19 protein-coding genes are annotated in these 17,273 nt (G+C 72.2%); 9 read left to right on the top strand and 10 right to left on the bottom strand.

The genetic code is table 11. The features are described from left to right. Positions 1 to 8: 8 nt before the first annotated feature. Entirely contained in the window at positions 9 to 1,190 is a 1,182-nt protein-coding gene (locus ACFQLX_RS02890; protein WP_386411552.1) for a globin domain-containing protein, read from the bottom strand. Between the two features lie 235 nt (positions 1,191 to 1,425). Between ACFQLX_RS02890 and ACFQLX_RS02895 the strand changes: the two genes are divergently transcribed. After that, positions 1,426 to 2,313 (top strand): GNAT family N-acetyltransferase, encoded by an 888-nt coding sequence (locus ACFQLX_RS02895; RefSeq protein ID WP_386411554.1) that lies wholly within the window; start codon positions 1,426 to 1,428, stop codon positions 2,311 to 2,313. A gap of 67 nt (positions 2,314 to 2,380) precedes the next feature. Further along, on the top strand, positions 2,381 to 2,833 hold the full coding sequence (locus ACFQLX_RS02900; protein WP_386411556.1) for a GNAT family N-acetyltransferase: 453 nt from the start codon (positions 2,381 to 2,383) through the stop codon (positions 2,831 to 2,833). Positions 2,834 to 2,917: 84 nt separating this feature from the next. Here the strand turns inward: ACFQLX_RS02900 and ACFQLX_RS02905 are convergent, their stop codons facing one another. The 3 genes from ACFQLX_RS02905 to ACFQLX_RS02915 are packed head-to-tail and all read right to left on the bottom strand — an operon-like array spanning position 2,918 to position 4,928. After that, positions 2,918 to 3,580, bottom strand: a complete 663-nt coding sequence (locus ACFQLX_RS02905; RefSeq protein ID WP_386411558.1) for an HAD family hydrolase — start codon at positions 3,578 to 3,580, stop codon at positions 2,918 to 2,920. Positions 3,581 to 3,617: 37 nt separating this feature from the next. After that, on the bottom strand, positions 3,618 to 4,112 hold the full coding sequence (locus ACFQLX_RS02910) for a GNAT family N-acetyltransferase (protein ID WP_386411560.1): 495 nt from the start codon (positions 4,110 to 4,112) through the stop codon (positions 3,618 to 3,620). 39 nt (positions 4,113 to 4,151) lie between these two features. Further along, a complete protein-coding gene (locus ACFQLX_RS02915; RefSeq protein WP_386411561.1) occupies positions 4,152 to 4,928 on the bottom strand; it encodes a GNAT family N-acetyltransferase in 777 nt (258 codons plus the stop codon). Positions 4,929 to 5,014: 86 nt separating this feature from the next. Between ACFQLX_RS02915 and ACFQLX_RS02920 the strand changes: the two genes are divergently transcribed. Genes ACFQLX_RS02920 through ACFQLX_RS02930 form a run of 3 tightly spaced genes read left to right on the top strand, consistent with a single transcriptional unit; the run spans position 5,015 to position 6,445 of the window. Continuing rightward, positions 5,015 to 5,401, top strand: coding sequence for a MerR family transcriptional regulator (locus tag ACFQLX_RS02920; RefSeq protein ID WP_386411563.1), 387 nt, complete (start codon positions 5,015 to 5,017; stop codon positions 5,399 to 5,401). Between the two features lie 4 nt (positions 5,402 to 5,405). Next, positions 5,406 to 5,750, top strand: coding sequence for a thioredoxin (gene trxA, locus ACFQLX_RS02925; RefSeq protein WP_386411565.1), 345 nt, complete (start codon positions 5,406 to 5,408; stop codon positions 5,748 to 5,750). 35 nt (positions 5,751 to 5,785) lie between these two features. Beyond that, entirely contained in the window at positions 5,786 to 6,445 is a 660-nt protein-coding gene (locus ACFQLX_RS02930) for an NUDIX hydrolase (protein WP_386411567.1), read from the top strand. On the opposite strand, the gene dnaB is transcribed toward ACFQLX_RS02930, so the two are convergent. Further along, complete coding sequence (gene dnaB / locus ACFQLX_RS02935; RefSeq protein WP_386411569.1) at positions 6,390 to 8,720, bottom strand: replicative DNA helicase; 2,331 nt, start codon at positions 8,718 to 8,720, stop codon at positions 6,390 to 6,392. The two genes, ACFQLX_RS02930 and dnaB, sit on opposite strands and share 56 nt — an antisense overlap. Before the next feature lie 464 nt (positions 8,721 to 9,184). On the opposite strand from dnaB, the gene ACFQLX_RS02940 reads away from it, so the two are divergent. Beyond that, positions 9,185 to 10,534, top strand: a complete 1,350-nt coding sequence (locus tag ACFQLX_RS02940; protein ID WP_386411571.1) for an MATE family efflux transporter — start codon at positions 9,185 to 9,187, stop codon at positions 10,532 to 10,534. 214 nt (positions 10,535 to 10,748) lie between these two features. On the opposite strand, the gene rplI is transcribed toward ACFQLX_RS02940, so the two are convergent. The 4 genes from rplI to rpsF form a co-directional block, all read right to left on the bottom strand. Continuing rightward, positions 10,749 to 11,195, bottom strand: coding sequence for a 50S ribosomal protein L9 (gene rplI / locus ACFQLX_RS02945; RefSeq protein WP_386411573.1), 447 nt, complete (start codon positions 11,193 to 11,195; stop codon positions 10,749 to 10,751). A 19-nt stretch (positions 11,196 to 11,214) separates the two neighbouring features. Further along, positions 11,215 to 11,451, bottom strand: coding sequence for a 30S ribosomal protein S18 (gene rpsR, locus ACFQLX_RS02950; RefSeq protein ID WP_271313129.1), 237 nt, complete (start codon positions 11,449 to 11,451; stop codon positions 11,215 to 11,217). Between the two features lie 99 nt (positions 11,452 to 11,550). Continuing rightward, entirely contained in the window at positions 11,551 to 12,162 is a 612-nt protein-coding gene (locus tag ACFQLX_RS02955; RefSeq protein WP_386411575.1) for a single-stranded DNA-binding protein, read from the bottom strand. Between the two features lie 123 nt (positions 12,163 to 12,285). Then, entirely contained in the window at positions 12,286 to 12,576 is a 291-nt protein-coding gene (gene rpsF / locus ACFQLX_RS02960) for a 30S ribosomal protein S6 (protein ID WP_386411577.1), read from the bottom strand. A gap of 278 nt (positions 12,577 to 12,854) precedes the next feature. Here rpsF and ACFQLX_RS02965 point away from each other — a divergent pair, with 278 nt between their 5' ends. From ACFQLX_RS02965 to ACFQLX_RS02975, 3 genes are all read left to right on the top strand, one after another. Then, the gene (locus tag ACFQLX_RS02965; protein WP_386411579.1) at positions 12,855 to 13,193 is read left to right on the top strand and encodes a hypothetical protein; all 339 of its coding nucleotides are present in this window, start codon (positions 12,855 to 12,857) and stop codon (positions 13,191 to 13,193) included. 224 nt (positions 13,194 to 13,417) lie between these two features. After that, positions 13,418 to 14,536: a lipid II:glycine glycyltransferase FemX gene (locus ACFQLX_RS02970; RefSeq protein WP_386411581.1), complete on the top strand. Its 1,119-nt coding sequence runs from the start codon at positions 13,418 to 13,420 to the stop codon at positions 14,534 to 14,536. Between the two features lie 92 nt (positions 14,537 to 14,628). After that, positions 14,629 to 15,651, top strand: coding sequence for an alanine racemase (locus ACFQLX_RS02975; protein ID WP_386411582.1), 1,023 nt, complete (start codon positions 14,629 to 14,631; stop codon positions 15,649 to 15,651). A 16-nt stretch (positions 15,652 to 15,667) separates the two neighbouring features. Here the strand turns inward: ACFQLX_RS02975 and ACFQLX_RS02980 are convergent, their stop codons facing one another. After that, positions 15,668 to 17,242 carry a glycosyltransferase family 87 protein gene (locus tag ACFQLX_RS02980; RefSeq protein ID WP_386411584.1) on the bottom strand — a complete coding sequence of 525 codons (1,575 nt, stop codon included), beginning with the start codon at positions 17,240 to 17,242 and terminating at the stop codon, positions 15,668 to 15,670. Positions 17,243 to 17,273 lie beyond the last annotated feature (31 nt).

Below are 17,273 nucleotides of genomic sequence, written 5' to 3' on the forward strand. Positions count from 1 at the left end.
GCGACCGCTCACCGCACGTCCGCCGCCAGGGTCTCCAGGTCGTCGTGGCGGATGCGCCCCGGCGCCATCCCGGCCGCCGTCAGCACCGCCACCCCGCTGCGGACCATCGGCGGCGGCCCGGAGAGGTAGGCGTCGAACGCCGGCCAGGGGCCCCGGCCGCCGACCGCCTCCGGCAGCGGGCCGACCACCGGGTGCACGGACAGCCAGGGGTTCGCCCGCTCCAGGCGGCGCAGGGCGTCGAGGTCGTAGAGGTCGCCCTCGCGCCGGGCGCCGTAGAAGACCTGCGTCTCACGCGCCGTCCCGTGCCGGGCCACGTCCTCCACCAGGGCGCGGATCGGCGCGATGCCCGTCCCCCCGCCCAGGCAGAGCAGACCGCCGTCAGCGCCGTGGTCCACCGTCATGGAGCCGCAGGGCGGCCCCAGGCGCAGCACGTCGCCGGGGCGGGCGCGGCGCACCAGCGAGGTGGACACCCAGCCGGCCGGGACGGCGCGGACGTGGAAGGAGAGCAGGCCGTCGGCGCGGGGGGCGGCGGCGAAGGAGTAGTGCCGCCAGACGCGCGGCCACCAGGGCGTCTCGAGCGCCGCGTACTGGCCGGGGGTGAAGGGGTAGGGCTGGTCGGGGCGGATCGTCAGGACGGCGATGTCGGCGGTGCGCTGCTCGTGGGCGAGGATCTCGCCGAGCCACCAGGCGGGGGCGCGCCCCTCGTCCTCGGCGGCGGCGTCGATCATCGTCTGGGAGAGCGCGGTGTAGAGGCGCACCCAGGCGGCCTCGGTCTCGGGGGACCAGACTTCGGCGGCGTGGCGGCGCAGGGCGGCCAGAAGCGCGTGGCCGACGGCCGGGTAGTGGGCGGGGCGGGTGCCGTACTTGCGGTGGCCGCGGCCCAGCCGGGCCAGGAGCGCGGTGAGCGCGGCGGGGTCGTCGGCGTGGCGGCCGGCGGCCAGGAGCGCCTGGAAGAGGCGGTCGCGCTGGGCGTCCATGGCGACGGGGAACAGCTCGCGGGTCTCGGGGTGGCGGGAGAAGAGCAGCGCGTAGAAGTACGCGGTGGCCTCGTCGGCGACGGGCGCGAGGTGGTCGAGGGTACGGCGGACGAGGGCGGCGTCAGAGGGCGGGTCGGACGGGGTCTCGGGGGGCGGGTCCGCCGGGGTGTCGGACCGCGCCGCGGGCACGGTCCCGGGCGAGGGCCTCGCCATGTCCCGGTCCCCGCCCTCGCTCGGAGCCGTGGCCGGTGCGTCCCTCACGATGCCTCACTGCGTCACGTGCGGTCTGCGGCCGGATGCCGTACGTCGAGACTGGCACGCACCGGCGTAACCCCGTACACCTTCCGCCAACCCGCCGCATACCACCGGCCCGGGGGCTACAGTGCCCCGAGCGCCCCGCCCGTAAAGCGGTCGACGCGGCAGGGACGGCTGCGGCAGGGTGGCGCGCGTGGCTGAACTCCTCTCCCCCGGCGCACCGTCCGTCCAACTCCCCCTCCCCGACCTCCCGTTCCGCGAGCTGGGCCTGGCCGACCTGCCCGCCCTCCTGGACCTCGGCGCCGATCGCGGCTGGGCCCGCGAGGAGCGCAAGTGGCAGCTGCTGATGCAGGTCGGCACCGTGTACGGGGCCGACGCCCCCGACGGTGGCGGACTGGCCGCCGCGCTGGCCCTCACCCGCTACGGCACCAGACTCGCCGCCATCGGCATGGTCCTCACCGCCGCCCGCTACGCTCGCCGGGGCCTCGGCCGGCGCGCGATGCGCCACGCCCTCGCAGCCGCCGAGGGCGCCGTCGTCACCCTGCACGCCACGGACAACGGGCGCCCCCTCTACGAGCAGTTGGGCTTCCGCACGGTCGCCACCGCCCCGATGCGCCGCGGCGTGCTGACCCCGGACACCGCCGTGGACACCTCCCGCGTACGCCCCGCGCGGGCCACCGACCTGGGCACGATCCGCGAACTGGACCTCGCCGTCTTCGGCGCGGACCGCACCGCGCTGCTCACCCGGCTGCCGGCGTTCTGCGGGCAACTGCTCGTCGCGGAGGGCGGCGGACGCCTCCTCGGCTTCGCCGGCACCTGGCAGACCGTGGGCTCCACAGTGATCGGCCCCGTCGTCGCCGACTCGACCGCGACCGCGAAGGCACTGATCAGCGTGCTGGCGGCAGCCACCGAGGGGCCGCTGCGGCTGGACGTCGACAGCCGGCACGCCGAGCTGTGCGCCTGGCTGCAGGAGCACGGGCTGCGGGAGGCCGACTGGCGGCAGTCGGTGATGGTGTACGGCGCCGAGCAGGCGCCGGGGGACCTCGCGCGGCGCTTCGTGCCGGTGACGGTGGCCCTGTAGGTGCGCTGTAGGTGCGCTGCGGGGGCGCTGGGGGAGGCGCTTCGGGGAGCCTCGTAGGGTGCCGGGTATGAGCGATCCCCAGATCCGCGCCACCGTGCGGGAGGACGTCCCCGCCATCGTCGCCATGCTCGCCCACGACCCCATCGCCGCCCAGCGGGAGTCGCCGGACGACCTGGCCCCGTACTACGCGGCCTTCGAGCGGATCGCAGGCGATCCCCACCAGCGCCTGGTCGTCGCCGCCCGGGGCGAACAGGTCGTGGGAACGCTTCAGTTGACCCTCATCCCGGGGCTGTCCCGCACGGGCATGACGCGCTCGGTCATCGAGGCCGTACGCGTGCACCACGGCGAGCGCGGCAATGGCCTGGGAACCCAACTCATCGAGTGGGCGGTGGCGGAGTCGCGGCGGCTGGGCTGCGGACTGGTCCAGCTCACCTCCGACGCCCGGCGCGAGGACGCGCACCGCTTCTACGAGCGGCTGGGCTTCGAGGCGTCCCACGTCGGCTTCAAGAAAGCGCTCTGACGACAGACGTCCGGGGGGTGGGAAACGGGTCATGTTTCACGTGAAACATGACCCGTTTCCCACCCCTCCTGACCTTCGGGCGCCTCAGCCCAGGGCGCGGATCGCGTCGGGGAGCTCCCGCATGTGGTCGAAGAGCACCGTGCCCTCTCCCGCCAGCCACGCCGCCGGCGAGAGACCGCCCGCGAAACCAAGGCTGCGCATACCGGCCGCGCGGGCGGCCTGGACCCCGTACTGGCTGTCCTCGACCACCACGCACACCTCCGGCGCACAGCCCATGCCGCGCGCCGCGTGCAGGAAGAGGTCGGGGGCGGGCTTGCCCCGGGGCACCTCGGTGGCGGAGTAGATCCGGCCCTCAAGCCGATCCCACAGCCCGGTGCGGCCCAGGGTGTGGCGCATCTTCTCGTGCGGGCCGCTGGAGGCCACGCAGTACGGCAGCCCGTCCGCGTCCAGCGCGTCGAGCGCCTCCACGACACCCTCGACGGCGGTCAGCTCGGTGTCGATGGCGACCTTGTGCATCGCACGGTTGCGCTCGTGCCAGACATCGGCGCTCCGTGTACCGAGCCGGGCGGCGACCATCGCGTGGACGGACGCCTCCGACTTGCCCATGAAGTGGTCCACGACCTCCTCCGGCGTGAGGATCCAGCCGAGGTCGGCGCCGATCTCGATCTGCATGTGCACGGCGAGGCGCTCGGTGTCGACCAGGACGCCGTCGCAGTCGAAGATGACCAGTTCCACGGGCTTGTTCATACGGGCGAGGGTAACCGGAAGATCAACTGGGGCGTACTCAGCCCGACTTGCGAAAGCCCAGTGAGGCGTAGAGCAGCTCCGCCTCCGGCGTCTCGGCGGTGAGGTGGAAGGCCCGCTGCCCCCGGCCGCGCGCCTCGTCGAGCAGCACGCGCGTCACCTCGTAGGCCAGGCCCAGGCGCCGGGCGGCCGGGAGGGTGCCGACGGTGTGCACCTCGCCGTCGGGCGAGCAGTGCGCGGCGGCGAGCGCCACGTCGTCGGCGTCGAAGGCGGCGGCGACGATCCGGCGGCCGTAGCGCACGCCCTCGGCCACCTCGGCCAGCTCCCCGGTCTCCGCCAGCGCCCGCGCGATCCCCGCGACCGTACCCGGATCACCGTAGGCGACCCGGGTCACCGCCAACGCGGACGCCAGCCCCGGATCACCGGCGGCGACGACCCGCACCGTGACACCGGCCGGAAGGCGGCGCGGCGCGGCGGACGGGGCGCGGGCGTCCAGGAGGAGCTGAGGGCGGGCGTCGTCGTACGGAAAGCTCATCCCCGTATCCAAGCGCACCGCGCACCCGGCCCCGCGCGCTCAGCCTTCGGCGATCATCGCCGTCGCCCGCGGTACGAACCCCAGCCGCCGGTAGATCCGCGCCACCGACTCGTCGGCCGCCGAGAGGAACAGCGTGTGCACGCCGCCCCCGCCCGCCGCCAGCGCCAGCGCGCGCGTCACCGCGTACGCCAGCCCGCGCCGCCGCGCCTGCGGCAGCGTACCGACACCGCCGATCTCCGCGACCCCGCCGACCGGCAGGCTGCTGCCGGAGCACAGCACCCGGCCCTCGGCGTCGACGGCCGCCACCAGCAGCCGGTGCCCGCTGCGGATCGAGGCGGCGGTGGCCGCGACGGTGCCGTCGGCGGTCAGCTCCGCGGCGACCTCCTCCTGGCTGCCCGCCCGCCCGAAGGCCAGATGGACGGCGGCCAGCGCGGGCGCCAGCTCGGGATCGTCGGCGCCGAGGAGCCGTACCACCACACCGGGCGTCTCGACGGCGGGACCGAGCGCGCCCTCCAGGACGAGCAGCGGGTGGGCGCCGGCCTTCAGACCCGTAGCCTCAACAGCCTCCCGCAGCCCGGGAGTCACCTCCGCCACCCACTCGAACGCCTCCGGGATCCCCAGCTCGCGCTGCCGCTCCCGGACCGCCAGCACCGCCTCCGCGGTGGGCTCACCACCCGCGGGCCGCGCATAGTACGGAAAGCCCGCCCCCTCCCGTACGAACAGCCGCAGCGGCCCGAACTCCTCGACCCTGGCGGCAGCACGCGGCACCGCGTCGTAGTACGCCTCTATCGCCCGAAGCGAATCCGTGGAAGTCACCGACGCATGCAACCACCCCGCGCCGGATCGGACCACCGGATTACACGCTGGCCCTGACGTCGGGGTCAGGGTCTACGGTCGACACCATGCGGATCGGAGAACTGGCGGACAGGGCGGGCACCACCCCGCGCGCCCTCAGGTACTACGAGGCGCGCGGCCTGCTGCCCGCCCGGCGCGACGAAAGCGGCCACCGCGCCTACGACGAGGACGACCTGCGACTGCTGCGGGAGATCCGCCGCCTGCAGGACATCGGCTTCGAACTGGAGGAGACCCGCCCCTTCGTGGAATGCCTGCGCTCCGGACACGCGCAGGGCACCGACTGCGCCGCCTCCCTCGCGGTCTACCGCCGCAAACTCACCGAGATCGACGCGCTCATCGCCCGCCTGGGCGCCGTACGCGAGGAGATAGCCGCCCGCCTGGACGGCACGACACCGACCGCGCCGCGCTGCGGGCGCACCCCCGGGAAGGACTGAACACATGGCCCGGCAAACGGAGTTCGCCACCACCGTCACCACCGTCACCGACGACACCTTCGCCACCGAGGTACTCGCCTCCGACCTACCCGTACTGGTCGACTTCACCGCCGACTGGTGCCCGCCCTGCCGCATGATCGCCCCGGTCCTGGCCGCACTGGCCGAGGAGGAGGCCGGCCGCCTGCGGATCGTCACCCTGAACGTCGACGACAACCCCCGCACCCAAGCCGCGTACGCCGTCCTGTCAATGCCGACCCTGCTGCTCTTCGAAGCCGGCGAACCCGTACGCCAACTGATCGGCGCCCGCCCGAAACTACGCCTACGCAAGGAACTCGGCCTGGACGGCTAACCCCCGCTGTCAGACCCCTCTGCCACGATGCGCCCATGCGCCCCCAGCCCGAAACCCGGCCCGAGGTCAGCCACCTCCACCACCTCCACCACCTCCTCGCCCGTATCGACCCCTGGGACGACCTGGAACGCGAGCAGATCGCCACGGCCGCCACCTGGGCGGCGAGTGGAGCCCCACTCTGGCGCACGGCGAAACCGGCCACCCCGCCCATCCATCTGGTCAGCTATTTCGTCGCGCTGGACGCACCACGGGGACGACTGCTGCTGACAGCACACCGCGCCTCCGGCCTCTGGCTCCCTCCCGGCGGCCATGTCGAACCGGGCGAGACACCCTGGGCTGCGGTACGCCGCGAATGCCGCGAGGAACTGGGCATCGAGGCCATGCCCTGGCCGGCCGGCACCGACCCGCTCTTCCTCACGATCACCGAAACCCGCGGACCGGGCCGGCACACGGACGTATCACTGTGGCACCTGATCCACGCCTCGCCCGAGCAGATCACGGCCTACGACGAACGCGAGTTCAGCGCGATCCGCTGGCCGACACCGGCAGAGGTCCTCACCGAGCCCACCACACACCAGGACCCCCACCTGCACCGCTTCACCCGCAAACTCCTGGCCGCACAGCCCACCGCCCCCGCGGCTACTGCTGCGCCATGTCCTGGAAGCGCGAGTAGTGGCCCTGGAACGCCACCGTGATCGTGGCCGTGGGGCCGTTTCGGTGCTTGGCCACGATCAGGTCCGCCTCGCCCGCACGCGGCGACTCCTTCTCGTAGGCGTCCTCGCGGTGCAGCAGGATGACCATATCGGCATCTTGTTCGATAGAGCCGGATTCACGCAGGTCGGAGACCATCGGCTTCTTGTCCGTGCGCTGCTCGGGGCCACGGTTCAGCTGGGAGAGGGCGATGACCGGGACCTCCAGCTCCTTCGCCAGGAGCTTGAGGTTGCGGGACATGTCCGAGACCTCCTGCTGACGCGACTCCGGACGGCGCGAGCCGCCCGACTGCATCAGCTGGAGATAGTCGATCACCACGAGCTTGAGATCACTGCGCTGCTTCAACCGCCGGCACTTCGCCCTGATCTCCATCATCGACAGGTTCGGCGAATCATCGATGTACAGCGGCGCGTTGGTGACATCCGGCATCCGCCGCGCCAACCGCGTCCAGTCGTCGTCCGTCATCGTCCCGGACCGCATGTGGTGCAGCGCCACCCGCGCCTCCGCGGAGAGCAGCCGCATCGCGATCTCGTTACGCCCCATCTCCAGCGAGAAGATGACACTCGGCAACTCGTGCTTGATGGAGCAGGCCCGCGCGAAGTCCAGCGCGAGCGTGCTGTTGTGCGTGGGCACCATGGACCGCGTGGCCAGGTAGAGATGGTCCTCGTTGTCGACCTGCACACAGCGCACGGGGACACTCTCGACCTCCCGCACCTCCGTGACGAACCGCCGCCCGCCCCCCGGCCGCCGCCGCGCGGCGTGCTCACGGCGCAGCCGCTCCGAGCCGAAGACCTCGTCCCCCGTGCTGAAGCAGACCAGATGGACCGGAGAGGAGTCCCCGGAGCCGCCCCCGGCCCGCACGGTCATCGCACAGCGGTACCCGAGCCCCGTCACCAGCTCACGGAAGCCCTCCGCCAACGCCCTGCCGCTCGTCGCGAACTCCACCGCACCCGCGGCCGTCACCGACCCGCCGGTCTCCAGCAGCCCCGCCAGCAGTTCCCGCCGCTGCGCCACCGAGCCCCGCAGATACGCCTGCGGGATCTGCCGCGCACCCCGCGCCGCCAACACACCCGGCGCCACCGGCAGTTCACTCTCCGCCAACTCCAGCGCGGCGGCCGTGGCCACCGAGTGGTTCAGCCGGCGGTCGGCGCGCGTCTCGCGGCGCAGGGTGGCCGCGAGTTCCTTGGTCGTCCGCACTCCCGGCCGCGCCCGGCGGTCCTCGCTCCCGTACACGGCGGCGGCCCGGCGCGAGGCCCGGGTCTCGGTCAGCCACTGGTGGTCCGCGTCGGCCACGACGGCCGTACCGTCGTCGAAGACCACCTCGAAGCAGGGGCGCCCGTGCATCACCTCGGTGGCCGCGACCACCCGCGTCGGACGGCCGTCCGCGCCGAGCAGGAAGTCGCCCGCCCGCACCTCGCCCATCGTCGTCCACCCCGTCGGGGTCGGCAGCGGGGTGTCCAGCGCGAGGGCCTTGCCCATCGCCGGACGGGCCGCGATGACGATCATCTGGCCCGGATGGAGGCCGTTGGTGAGGGAGTCGAGGTCGGTGAAGCCCGTGGGGACGCCGGACATCTGGCCGCTGCGCGAGCCGATCGCCTCGATCTCGTCGAGGGCGCCCTCCATGATGCCGCTCAGCGGGAGGTAGTCCTCCGAGGTGCGCTGCTCGGTGACCGCGTAGATCTCGGCCTGCGCGGAGTTGACGATCTCGTCGACGTCGCCGTCGGCCGCGTATCCCATCTGCGTGATACGCGTGCCCGCCTCGACCAGGCGGCGCAGCACCGCGCGCTCGTGGACGATCTCCGCGTAGTACTCGGCGTTCGCCGCGGTCGGGACGGTCTGGACCAGCGTGTGCAGATAGGAGATACCGCCGACGCGGCCGATCTCGCCGCGCTTGGTCAGCTCGGCCGCGATGGTGATGGGGTCGGCGGGCTCGCCCTTGGCGTAGAGGTCGAGGATCGCGCTGTAGATCGTCTCGTGCGCCGGGCGGTAGAAGTCGTTGCCCTTGAGGACCTCGACCACGTCCGCGATGGCGTCCTTGGAGAGCAGCATGCCGCCCAGGACGGACTGCTCGGCGTCGAGGTCCTGCGGGGGGACGCGCTCGAAGCCCGAGGACTCCGGAGCGGAGGAGCCGAAGCCGTCCTCCTCGGGGCTGCGGTCATGCTGCTCACCGCCGCGCGGGCGCCGGGAGAACGGCAGCCTGTCGCCGGCGCCACCGCCCTCGGAGCGGCCGACCGGCCGTCCGTCCACGTAGTCAGTCATCCCGCCCCTCCTTCACGTCCCGATCCCATTAGTACGGCACGGGTCTGACAATCGAGGCGCCCCGCTCCCGATCCGGCGACTGTGTCGGGTGGGTGGCGGGGTGGGCTCCCGACCGGCTCCGAGGCGCCCGATGACACCGCTCGGCCGGTCCACGGTAGGGGTGGGAGGGGGCGGACACCAATTCAGTTGTCCACAGGGGGGTGTGGATACCTGTGGATAACTTATGGATAGCTGTGTACAACTTGGGGGCGACCGGTGGACAGGGCTGTGCACAACTTGAGGGGGACCACCCCGACACCCCATCTGACCTGCGGTTCCTTTATCCACGGGCGGTGGATGAAAAAAACTTCCCCAATGGGTCCGACATCACGGCCGCAGGAGCCCCCGGACGGCCTCCCACCCACCTCCACGTAAGCCCCGCAACCCCATTGCATCCATTACCTGTGGACGACTAGATTGGATGTATGAACCAGGCTCCCACCACCGCCGGCCGCGACCGCCCGGCCCTGCGCCGCCACGACCGCGAGATCGTCGCGCTCGCGGTGCCGGCCTTCGGCGCGCTGGTCGCCGAGCCGCTCTTCGTCCTCGCCGACAGCGCCATCGTCGGCCACCTCGGCACGCCCGAGCTGGCCGGGCTCGGCGTCGCCGCCTCCCTGCTGATGACCGCCGTCAGCGTCTTCGTCTTCCTCGCCTACGCCACCACCGCGGCCGTCGCCCGCCGGGTCGGCGCCGGGGACCTCCCCGCCGCGATCCGCCAGGGCGTCGACGGCATCTGGCTGGCGACCGCGCTCGGCGCCGCGCTGGCCGCCGCGGCCATTCCCGCCGCGCCCGCCCTGGTGGAGCTGTTCGGCGCCTCGCCCGCCGCCGCGCCGCACGCGGTGACGTACCTGCGGATCAGCGCCCTGGGCATCCCGGCGATGCTGGTCGTCTTCGCGGCCACGGGCGTGCTGCGCGGCCTGCAGGACACCCGCACCCCGCTGTACGTGGCGGTGGGCGGCTTCGCGGCGAACGCCGCCCTCAACGCCGTGCTCGTCTACGGCGCCGGCTGGGGCATCGCCGGTTCGGCCTGGGGCACGGTGCTCGCCCAGTTCGCCATGGCAGCGGTCTATCTCGGCGTCGTCGTCCGCGGCGCCCGCCGGCACGGTGCCCCGCTGCGCCCCGACATGGCGGGGATCCGGGCGTGTGCCCAGGCGGGTGTCCCGCTGCTGATCCGTACCCTCGCGCTGCGGGCGGTGCTGCTGATATCGACGCTGGTGGCGACGCGGCTGGGTGACGAGGAGATCGCGGCGCACCAGGTGGTGCTCGGGATCTGGACGCTGCTGGCCTTCGCCCTGGACGCGATAGCCATCGCCGGGCAGGCGATCATCGCCCGGTACCTGGGGGCGGGGGACGCGGCGGGTGCCCGGTTGGCGTGCCGGCGGATGGTGCGGTGGGGGGTGGTCACGGGGGTGGCGCTGGGGGTGCTGGTGGTGGCGCTGCGTCCGCTGATCCTGCCGCTGTTCACCTCCGATCCCGCGGTGCAGGAGCAGTTGCTGCCGGCGCTGCTGGTGGTGGCGGTGACCCAGCCGCTCTCGGGCGTGGTCTTCGTGCTGGACGGGGTGCTGATGGGGGCGGGGGACGGCCCGTATCTGGCCTGGGCGATGCTGGCGACGCTGGCGGTGTTCGTCCCCGCGGCCTTCGCCGTGCCGGCTCTGGGAGGGGGCCTGACGGCCCTGTGGTGGGCGCTGGGCCTGATGATGGCCGCCCGGCTGGTGACGCTCTGGCTGCGGGCCCGCTCGGGCCGCTGGCTGGTGACGGGCGCCGTACGAGCCTGATCGGCGCTGTACGGGCCTGGTCCGCTGCGGTACGGGCCCGACCTGCGGCTGTACGGGCCTGGCCCGCGCCGTTTCACGTGAAACATCACGCTCTTCGCATCCTCGGCCAAGGCTGGCCGGCGGACGCGGAAAGGGCCACCCCCCGTGACGGGGGATGGCCCTTGTGTGATCCGGAACCGCTCCGGCACGCGGCCGGCGCGGTCACGAAACCGCGTTACGCGGCCTGGACCTCAAGGCTGACCTTCGCAGCGACCTCGGGGTGCAGACGCACGGACACGGCGTGCGCGCCCAGCGTCTTGATCGGCGTCACGACCTCGATGCGGCGCTTGTCCACATCGGGGCCACCGGCGTCCTTGATCGCCGAGGCGATGTCGGCGGCGGTGATGGCACCGAACAGGCGGCCGGCGTCGCCGGCACGGGTCTTCAGGCGCACCTTCACGCCCTCCAGCTCCGCCTTGACGGCGTTGGCCTGCTCGACCGAGGCGATCTCGCGCAGCTTGCGGCCGCGACGGATCTGCTCGACGTCCTTCTCGCCACCCCGGGTCCAGCGGATCGCGAGACCGCGCGGGACCAGGTAGTTGCGGGCGTAGCCGTCCTTGACCTCGACGACGTCGCCGGGGCCACCGAGACCGGTGACCTCATGGGTGAGGATGATCTTCATGCTGTCGTCACCCTCCCAATCAGCGAGCGGTCGAGGTGTAGGGCAGAAGCGCCATCTCACGGCTGTTCTTCACAGCCGTGGCGACGTCGCGCTGGTGCTGCGTGCAGTTTCCCGTCACGCGGCGGGCACGGATCTTGCCGCGGTCGGAAATGAACTTCCGCAGCAGGTTCGTGTCCTTGTAGTCAACGTAGTTGACCTTGTCCTTGCAGAAAGCGCAGACCTTCTTCTTAGGCTTGCGCGGAGGCGGCTTAGCCATTGTCGTTCTCCATTTGGATCAAGAAGTTTTGTGTGGTGTGAGCCCTGGCCCGCCGCCCCGTGAGGGGGCGTCGGGATCCCGGCCGAGCCCGCGAGGGGCTCAGAAGGGGGGCTCGTCCGAGTAGCCACCGCCGGAGCCGCCGCCCCAGCTGCCACCGCTACCGCCCTGTCCGCCCTGACCTGCCTGCTGAGCGCCGCCCTGCGGACCGCCGGCGGGAGCGCCGGATGCCCACGGGTCGCCGCCCTGACCGCCGCCCTGACCGCCGCCGGAGTTGCCACCCCAGCTGCCGCCCGAGCCGCCGCCCTGCTGGCCGCCGCCGAAACCGCCGCCGCCCTGACCGCCTCGGTTGGGGGTCTTGGTGACCTTCGCCGAGGCGTAGCGCAGTGCGGGGCCGATCTCGTCGACCTCAAGCTCCACAACGGTGCGCTTCTCACCGCTCTGGGTCTCGTAGGACCGCTGGCGCAGCCGCCCCTGGGCGATGACCCGCATGCCGCGGGTCAGCGACTCGGCCACGTTCTCCGCGGCCTGGCGCCAGATCGACGCGCGGAGGAACAGCGCGTCGCCGTCCTTCCACTCGTTGGTCTGGCGGTCGAAGGTGCGGGGGGTCGACGCGATCGTGAAGTTCGCGACGGCCGCACCGGAGGGGGTGAAGCGCAGCTCGGGGTCATCGGTCAGGTTCCCGACGACGGTGATGACGGTATCGCCTGCCATGTGAAGACCTCTCGCGTGTGCTTGCGGCTGCTGGGCCGGTTGCGGGCTTGTACGGGCTTGCTACGCACCGGACGGTGCGCGGTGAACGTGTTCAGCTACTCGATGCCCGTGCCCTGACGACCCTCAGTGGGTGTCCGGGCGGAGGACCTTGGTCCGGAGGACCGACTCGTTCAGATTCATCTGACGGTCGAGCTCCTTGACGACCGCAGGCTCGGCCTGCAGGTCGATGACCGAGTAGATGCCCTCGGGCTTCTTCTTGATCTCGTAAGCGAGACGACGACGGCCCCAGGTGTCGACCTTCTCCACCTTGCCGCTGCCCTCGCGGACAACGGTCATGAAGGAATCGATCAGCGGGGAGACAGCTCGCTCCTCGAGATCGGGGTCGAGGATGACCATCACCTCGTAGTGACGCATGTGTACCCACCTCCTCTGGACTCAGCGGCCACGGCATTTCCGTGGCAGGAGGGTTCTCTTGCGTCGCAACGGTAGCGGCCGGCACTGACACTCCCCGAAGTTGTCCACAGGGCGTCGTACGGCCGGTACGTATACCGGTGCAGCGGTCCAGACTACCCGGCGAGGGCCTTCCGGTTGAAATCCGGCCGACATTGGCCGCACTCTGTACACATCGGGTGTGACCCGGGTCACGGCCCATCGGGCCGCGGGCAGGCCCGTCACCCACAGGGAGGTGCCTCATGGCACAGGCAGCACCGCGGCACATCACGCAGCCCCCGCCCCTGCAGCGGGCCATCGGCCTCTTCGCCACCGACGGCAGGCCCCACCACCGCGTCGACACCCTGCTCGCCATCACGGTCGCCCTGGGCACGCTGGCGTTCGTGACGTGCTTCTTCGACGGGCTGCACCTGCTGGCGTCCTGGTCGGGCCTGGTGTCCGTCGTCACCGGACTGTGGGGGCAGATGATCTCCGCGACGACCCGGGAGCGCTTCTTCCTCCTCACGGGGCTGACCCTGGGCGCGCTGGGCTTCTACATCGGCATGTCCGCGGGCGGCCTCTTCGGCGGCGTGCTGGGCTGAGGCCCGCCGCCGGGATGCGGGGCGCGTACGGGGAAGCCGGCGGGCGCGTGCGGGGAAGCCGGCCACACGTCCGGCCGTACGCACCCGAAAGCCGCCTTCCCCGCCCCCGCCGCGGAAGGACCCGGGGCGGCCCGCCGCACAGCCCGGCGCCCGCCCCGGTGGGGTGCTCAGGACCGCAGTAGGCTTCCGTCCCAAGCCTCGCAGTCCATATAGGAGCATCCCCCATGAGCCTGACCCTGCGGACCATCAGCCGCGAGCAGCATCTGGCGTACATCCAGAGTCTGCCCGCGGCCAGTCACTGCCAGGTGCCGGCGTGGGCGGACGTGAAGGCCGAGTGGCGTTCGGAGAGCATCGGCTGGTTCGACCCGGAGGGCCGCCAGGTCGGCGCGGGCCTGGTCCTCTACCGCCAACTGCCCAAGGTCAAGCGCTATCTCGCCTACCTGCCCGAGGGTCCGGTCATCAACTGGTTCGACCCGAACCTGGAGAGCTGGCTGCAGCCGATGCTCGCGCATCTGAAGCAGGAGGGCGCCTTCTCCGTGAAGATGGGCCCGCCGGTCGTGATCCGCCGCTGGCACGCCGACTCCATCAAGAAGGGCATCGCCGATCCCCAGGTGCGGCGGCTGCGCGACGTGGAGGCCGACGTCATCGAGCCGCGCGCCTTCGAGGTGGCCGAGCGGCTGCGGCGGATGGGCTGGCAGCAGGACCAGGAGGCGGGCGCGGGCTTCGGCGACTTCCAGCCGCGGTACGTCTTCCAGGTGCCCCTGGCGGGCCGCAGCGAGGAGGAGCTGCTCAAGGGCTTCAACCAGCTCTGGCGGCGCAACGTGAAGAAGGCCGAGAAGGCCGGCGTGGAGGTCGTCCAGGGCGACCTCGGCGACTTCGGCGAGTGGCAGCGGCTGTACGAGATCACGGCCGAGCGCGACCACTTCCGCCCGCGCCCCCAGTCGTACTTCGAGCGCCAGTGGAAGGCCCTCAACGGCGAGCTGCCCGGCCGGATGAAGCTCTACTTCGCCCGCCACAACGGGGTGAACCTGGCCGCGACGACGATGCTCCGCGTCGGCGGCCACGTCTGGTACTCCTACGGCGCCTCCGACAACACCGGCCGCGAGGTGCGCCCCTCCAACGCCATCCAGTGGCGGATGATGCGCGACGCGCTCGCCGAGGGCGCCTCGGTGTACGACCTGCGCGGCATCGGCGACGCCCTGCACGAGGAGGACCACCTCTTCGGGCTCATCCAGTTCAAGGTCGGCACCGGCGGTGAAGCGGTGGAATACCTGGGCGAGTGGGACTTCCCCCTCAATAAGCTGCTGCACAAGGCGCTCGACATCTACATGTCGCGCCGCTGACGCACGCCGCCGGCGCACCACACGCACCGCATACCGCCGGCAGCACCCCCGGCACCACCCGCTCCGCCGCTGACGAAAGGTCCCGGCCCGCCATGGCGCTCACCCTCTACGTAGACACCGCGCGCTGGCGCAACCACCAGCACCACGTCCTGCAGCAGTTCCCCGGCCTGGTCCCGGTCTGCAAGGGCAACGGCTACGGCTTCGGCCACGAGCGCCTGGCCGACGAGGCCACGCGCTTCGGCGCGGACGTCCTGGCGGTGGGCACCGTCCACGAGGCGGCCCGTACGAAGGACTACTTCGGCCGGGACCTGATGGTCCTGACGCCCTACCAGCTCACCGAGGAGCCGGTGCCGCTGCCCACCCGCGTCATCCGCACCGTCGCCTCCGTCGACGGTGTGAACCGGCTGGTGGGCGCGCGGGTGGTCATCGAGGTGATGTCCTCGATGCGCCGCCACGGGGTCAGCGAGGAGGAGCTGCCCAAACTGCACTCCGCGCTGCAGGACGTGCGCTTCGAGGGCTTCGCCATCCACCTGCCGCTGGAGGCGGTCAACGCGGTGGAGGAGGTCATCGCCTGGATGGACCGGCTGCGCGCGGCCCGCCTGCCGCTGCACACGCTGTACGTCAGCCACCTCACCGCGGCCGAACTGGGGCGCCTGCAGCAGCAGTTCCCGCAGACGCGCTTCCGTGCCCGCATCGGTACCCGGCTGTGGCTGGGCGACCACGAGGCGACGGAGTACCGCGGCACGGTCCTGGACGTCACCGCGATCGCCAAGGGCGAGCGCTACGGCTACCGCCAGCAGAAGGCGGCCGGCGACGGCCACCTCGTCGTCGTCGCGGGGGGTACGTCGCACGGGGTCGGCCTGGAGGCGCCCAAGGCGATGCACGGGGTGATGCCCCGCGCCAAGGGTGTCGCGCGCGCGGGCCTGGCGACGGTCAACCGCAACCTCTCGCCGTTCCTGTGGCAGGGCAAGCAGCGCTGGTTCGCCGAGCCGCCGCACATGCAGGTCTCGATCCTCTTCCTCCCCGACGACGTGGCGCCACCCACGGCGGGGGAGGAGCTGACGGCGCAGCTGCGGCACACGACGACGACGCCGGACCGGATCGTGGACCGCTGAGCGGCTGGCTGGGCGGCTAGCGCTCCGTACCCCAGCGCTCCGTACCCCAGCGCACCGGCTGCCCTGCGGGCGGGGCGCCCAGGCCGTCGAAGGCGTCGGCCGGGAGGGCGTGCCTGCCCTGGCGGGGGTGGCCCAGCACCACCGTGTCGGAGGCCCAGTCCAGGGGGCCGCCGGCCGGGTCGTCGTCGCCCGCGGCCCGTACCGGATCGCGCTCGGGCAGCAGCATGTCGCGTACGACCACGGCACACAGGTAGAGCGTGCCGAGCAGGTGGACGGCGATGACCCAGTGGTACTGCTCCTCCGACAGCCCCGGCGCGTCCCCGCCGCCCGTGGTGCGGGCCAGGTAGAGCCAGATGCCGGCGAAGTAGACGACCTCGCACGCCTGCCAGAGGAGGAAGTCGCGCCAGCGGGGGCGGGCCAGCGCGGCGAGCGGGATGAGCCACAGGACGTACTGCGGGGAGTACACCTTGTTGGTCAGGATGAAGACCGCCACGAGCAGGAAGGCCAGCTGCGCGTAGCGCGGGCGGCGCGGCGCCCACAGGGCGAGCAGCAGCACGCCCAGGCCCAGGAGCACGGCCAGGAGCGCCGAGAGCGTGTTGACCACGGTGGTGTCCAGGCCGCCGGCCCTGTTCTGGGAGATGATCAGCCAGAACGAGCCGTAGTCGACGCCCCGTTCACGGCTGAAGGCGTAGAAGCGCACCCAGCCGTCCCAGGCGAAGTACATCACCGGCAGGTTCACCGCCAGCCAGGCGCCGAGCGCCCCGGCGAGCGTGGTGCCGTACTCCCGCCAGCGGCCGGCCCGCAGGCAGAGGATGAACAGCGCGCCCAGCAGCAGCACCGGGTAGAGCTTCGCCGCGGTGGCCAGGCCCAGCAGGATGCCCGCCGCCAGTGGCCGGCTGCGCGACCACATCAGCATCGAGGCGGCGGTGAGGGCCACGGCGAGCAGGTCCCAGTTGATGGTGGCGGTGAGCGCGAACGCCGGGGCGAGGGCGAGCAGCAGGCCGTCCCAGGGGCGGCGGCCGTGGGTGCGTACCACGCAGACCACGAGGAAGGCCGTGCAGACCAGCAGCATCCCGGAGTTGACCAGCCAGTAGACCTGCTCGCTGTGCACCAGGTCGCCGGGCTGCGGGGTCAGCCAGGAGGCGATCTCCATGAACAGGCCGGTGAGCACCGGGTACTCGAGGTATCCCATGCCGCCGGAGAGGTCCGCCGGGAGGGGGTCGAAGTACGGTACGAGGTCCTGCGCGAAGCCGCGGCCCTGGTAGAGGTGCGGGATGTCGGAGTAGCACAGGTGCGTGTACTGGGCGTCCCCGCCGGTGAACCAGGCCCCGTCGTAGCAGGGCAGCTTCTGCACCATGCCCAGGGCGAACATCCCCAGCGCGATCAGTGCGACGACCCGCACCGGCGTCCACCAGCTCACCCCGGCGGCGGTGCGCCTGCCCGCGGGGCCGCCGATGAGCGCGCTGGCCCGCGCGGCGAGCGCGTCGTACACGGTGGGCGGCACGGGCACGGGGTATCCCCCGGAGGGCTCAGAACCGGCCCCTGCGCTCCGCGGACCGGGGCGGGCGGGGTCGTCGCGCAGGCTGCTCATGGGGACATCCTGCCGTACGAAGAAACGATCC

It is taken from the genome of Streptomyces polyrhachis, assembly GCF_042663125.1.
In the GTDB taxonomy this organism is placed as follows: domain Bacteria; phylum Actinomycetota; class Actinomycetes; order Streptomycetales; family Streptomycetaceae; genus Streptomyces; species Streptomyces polyrhachii.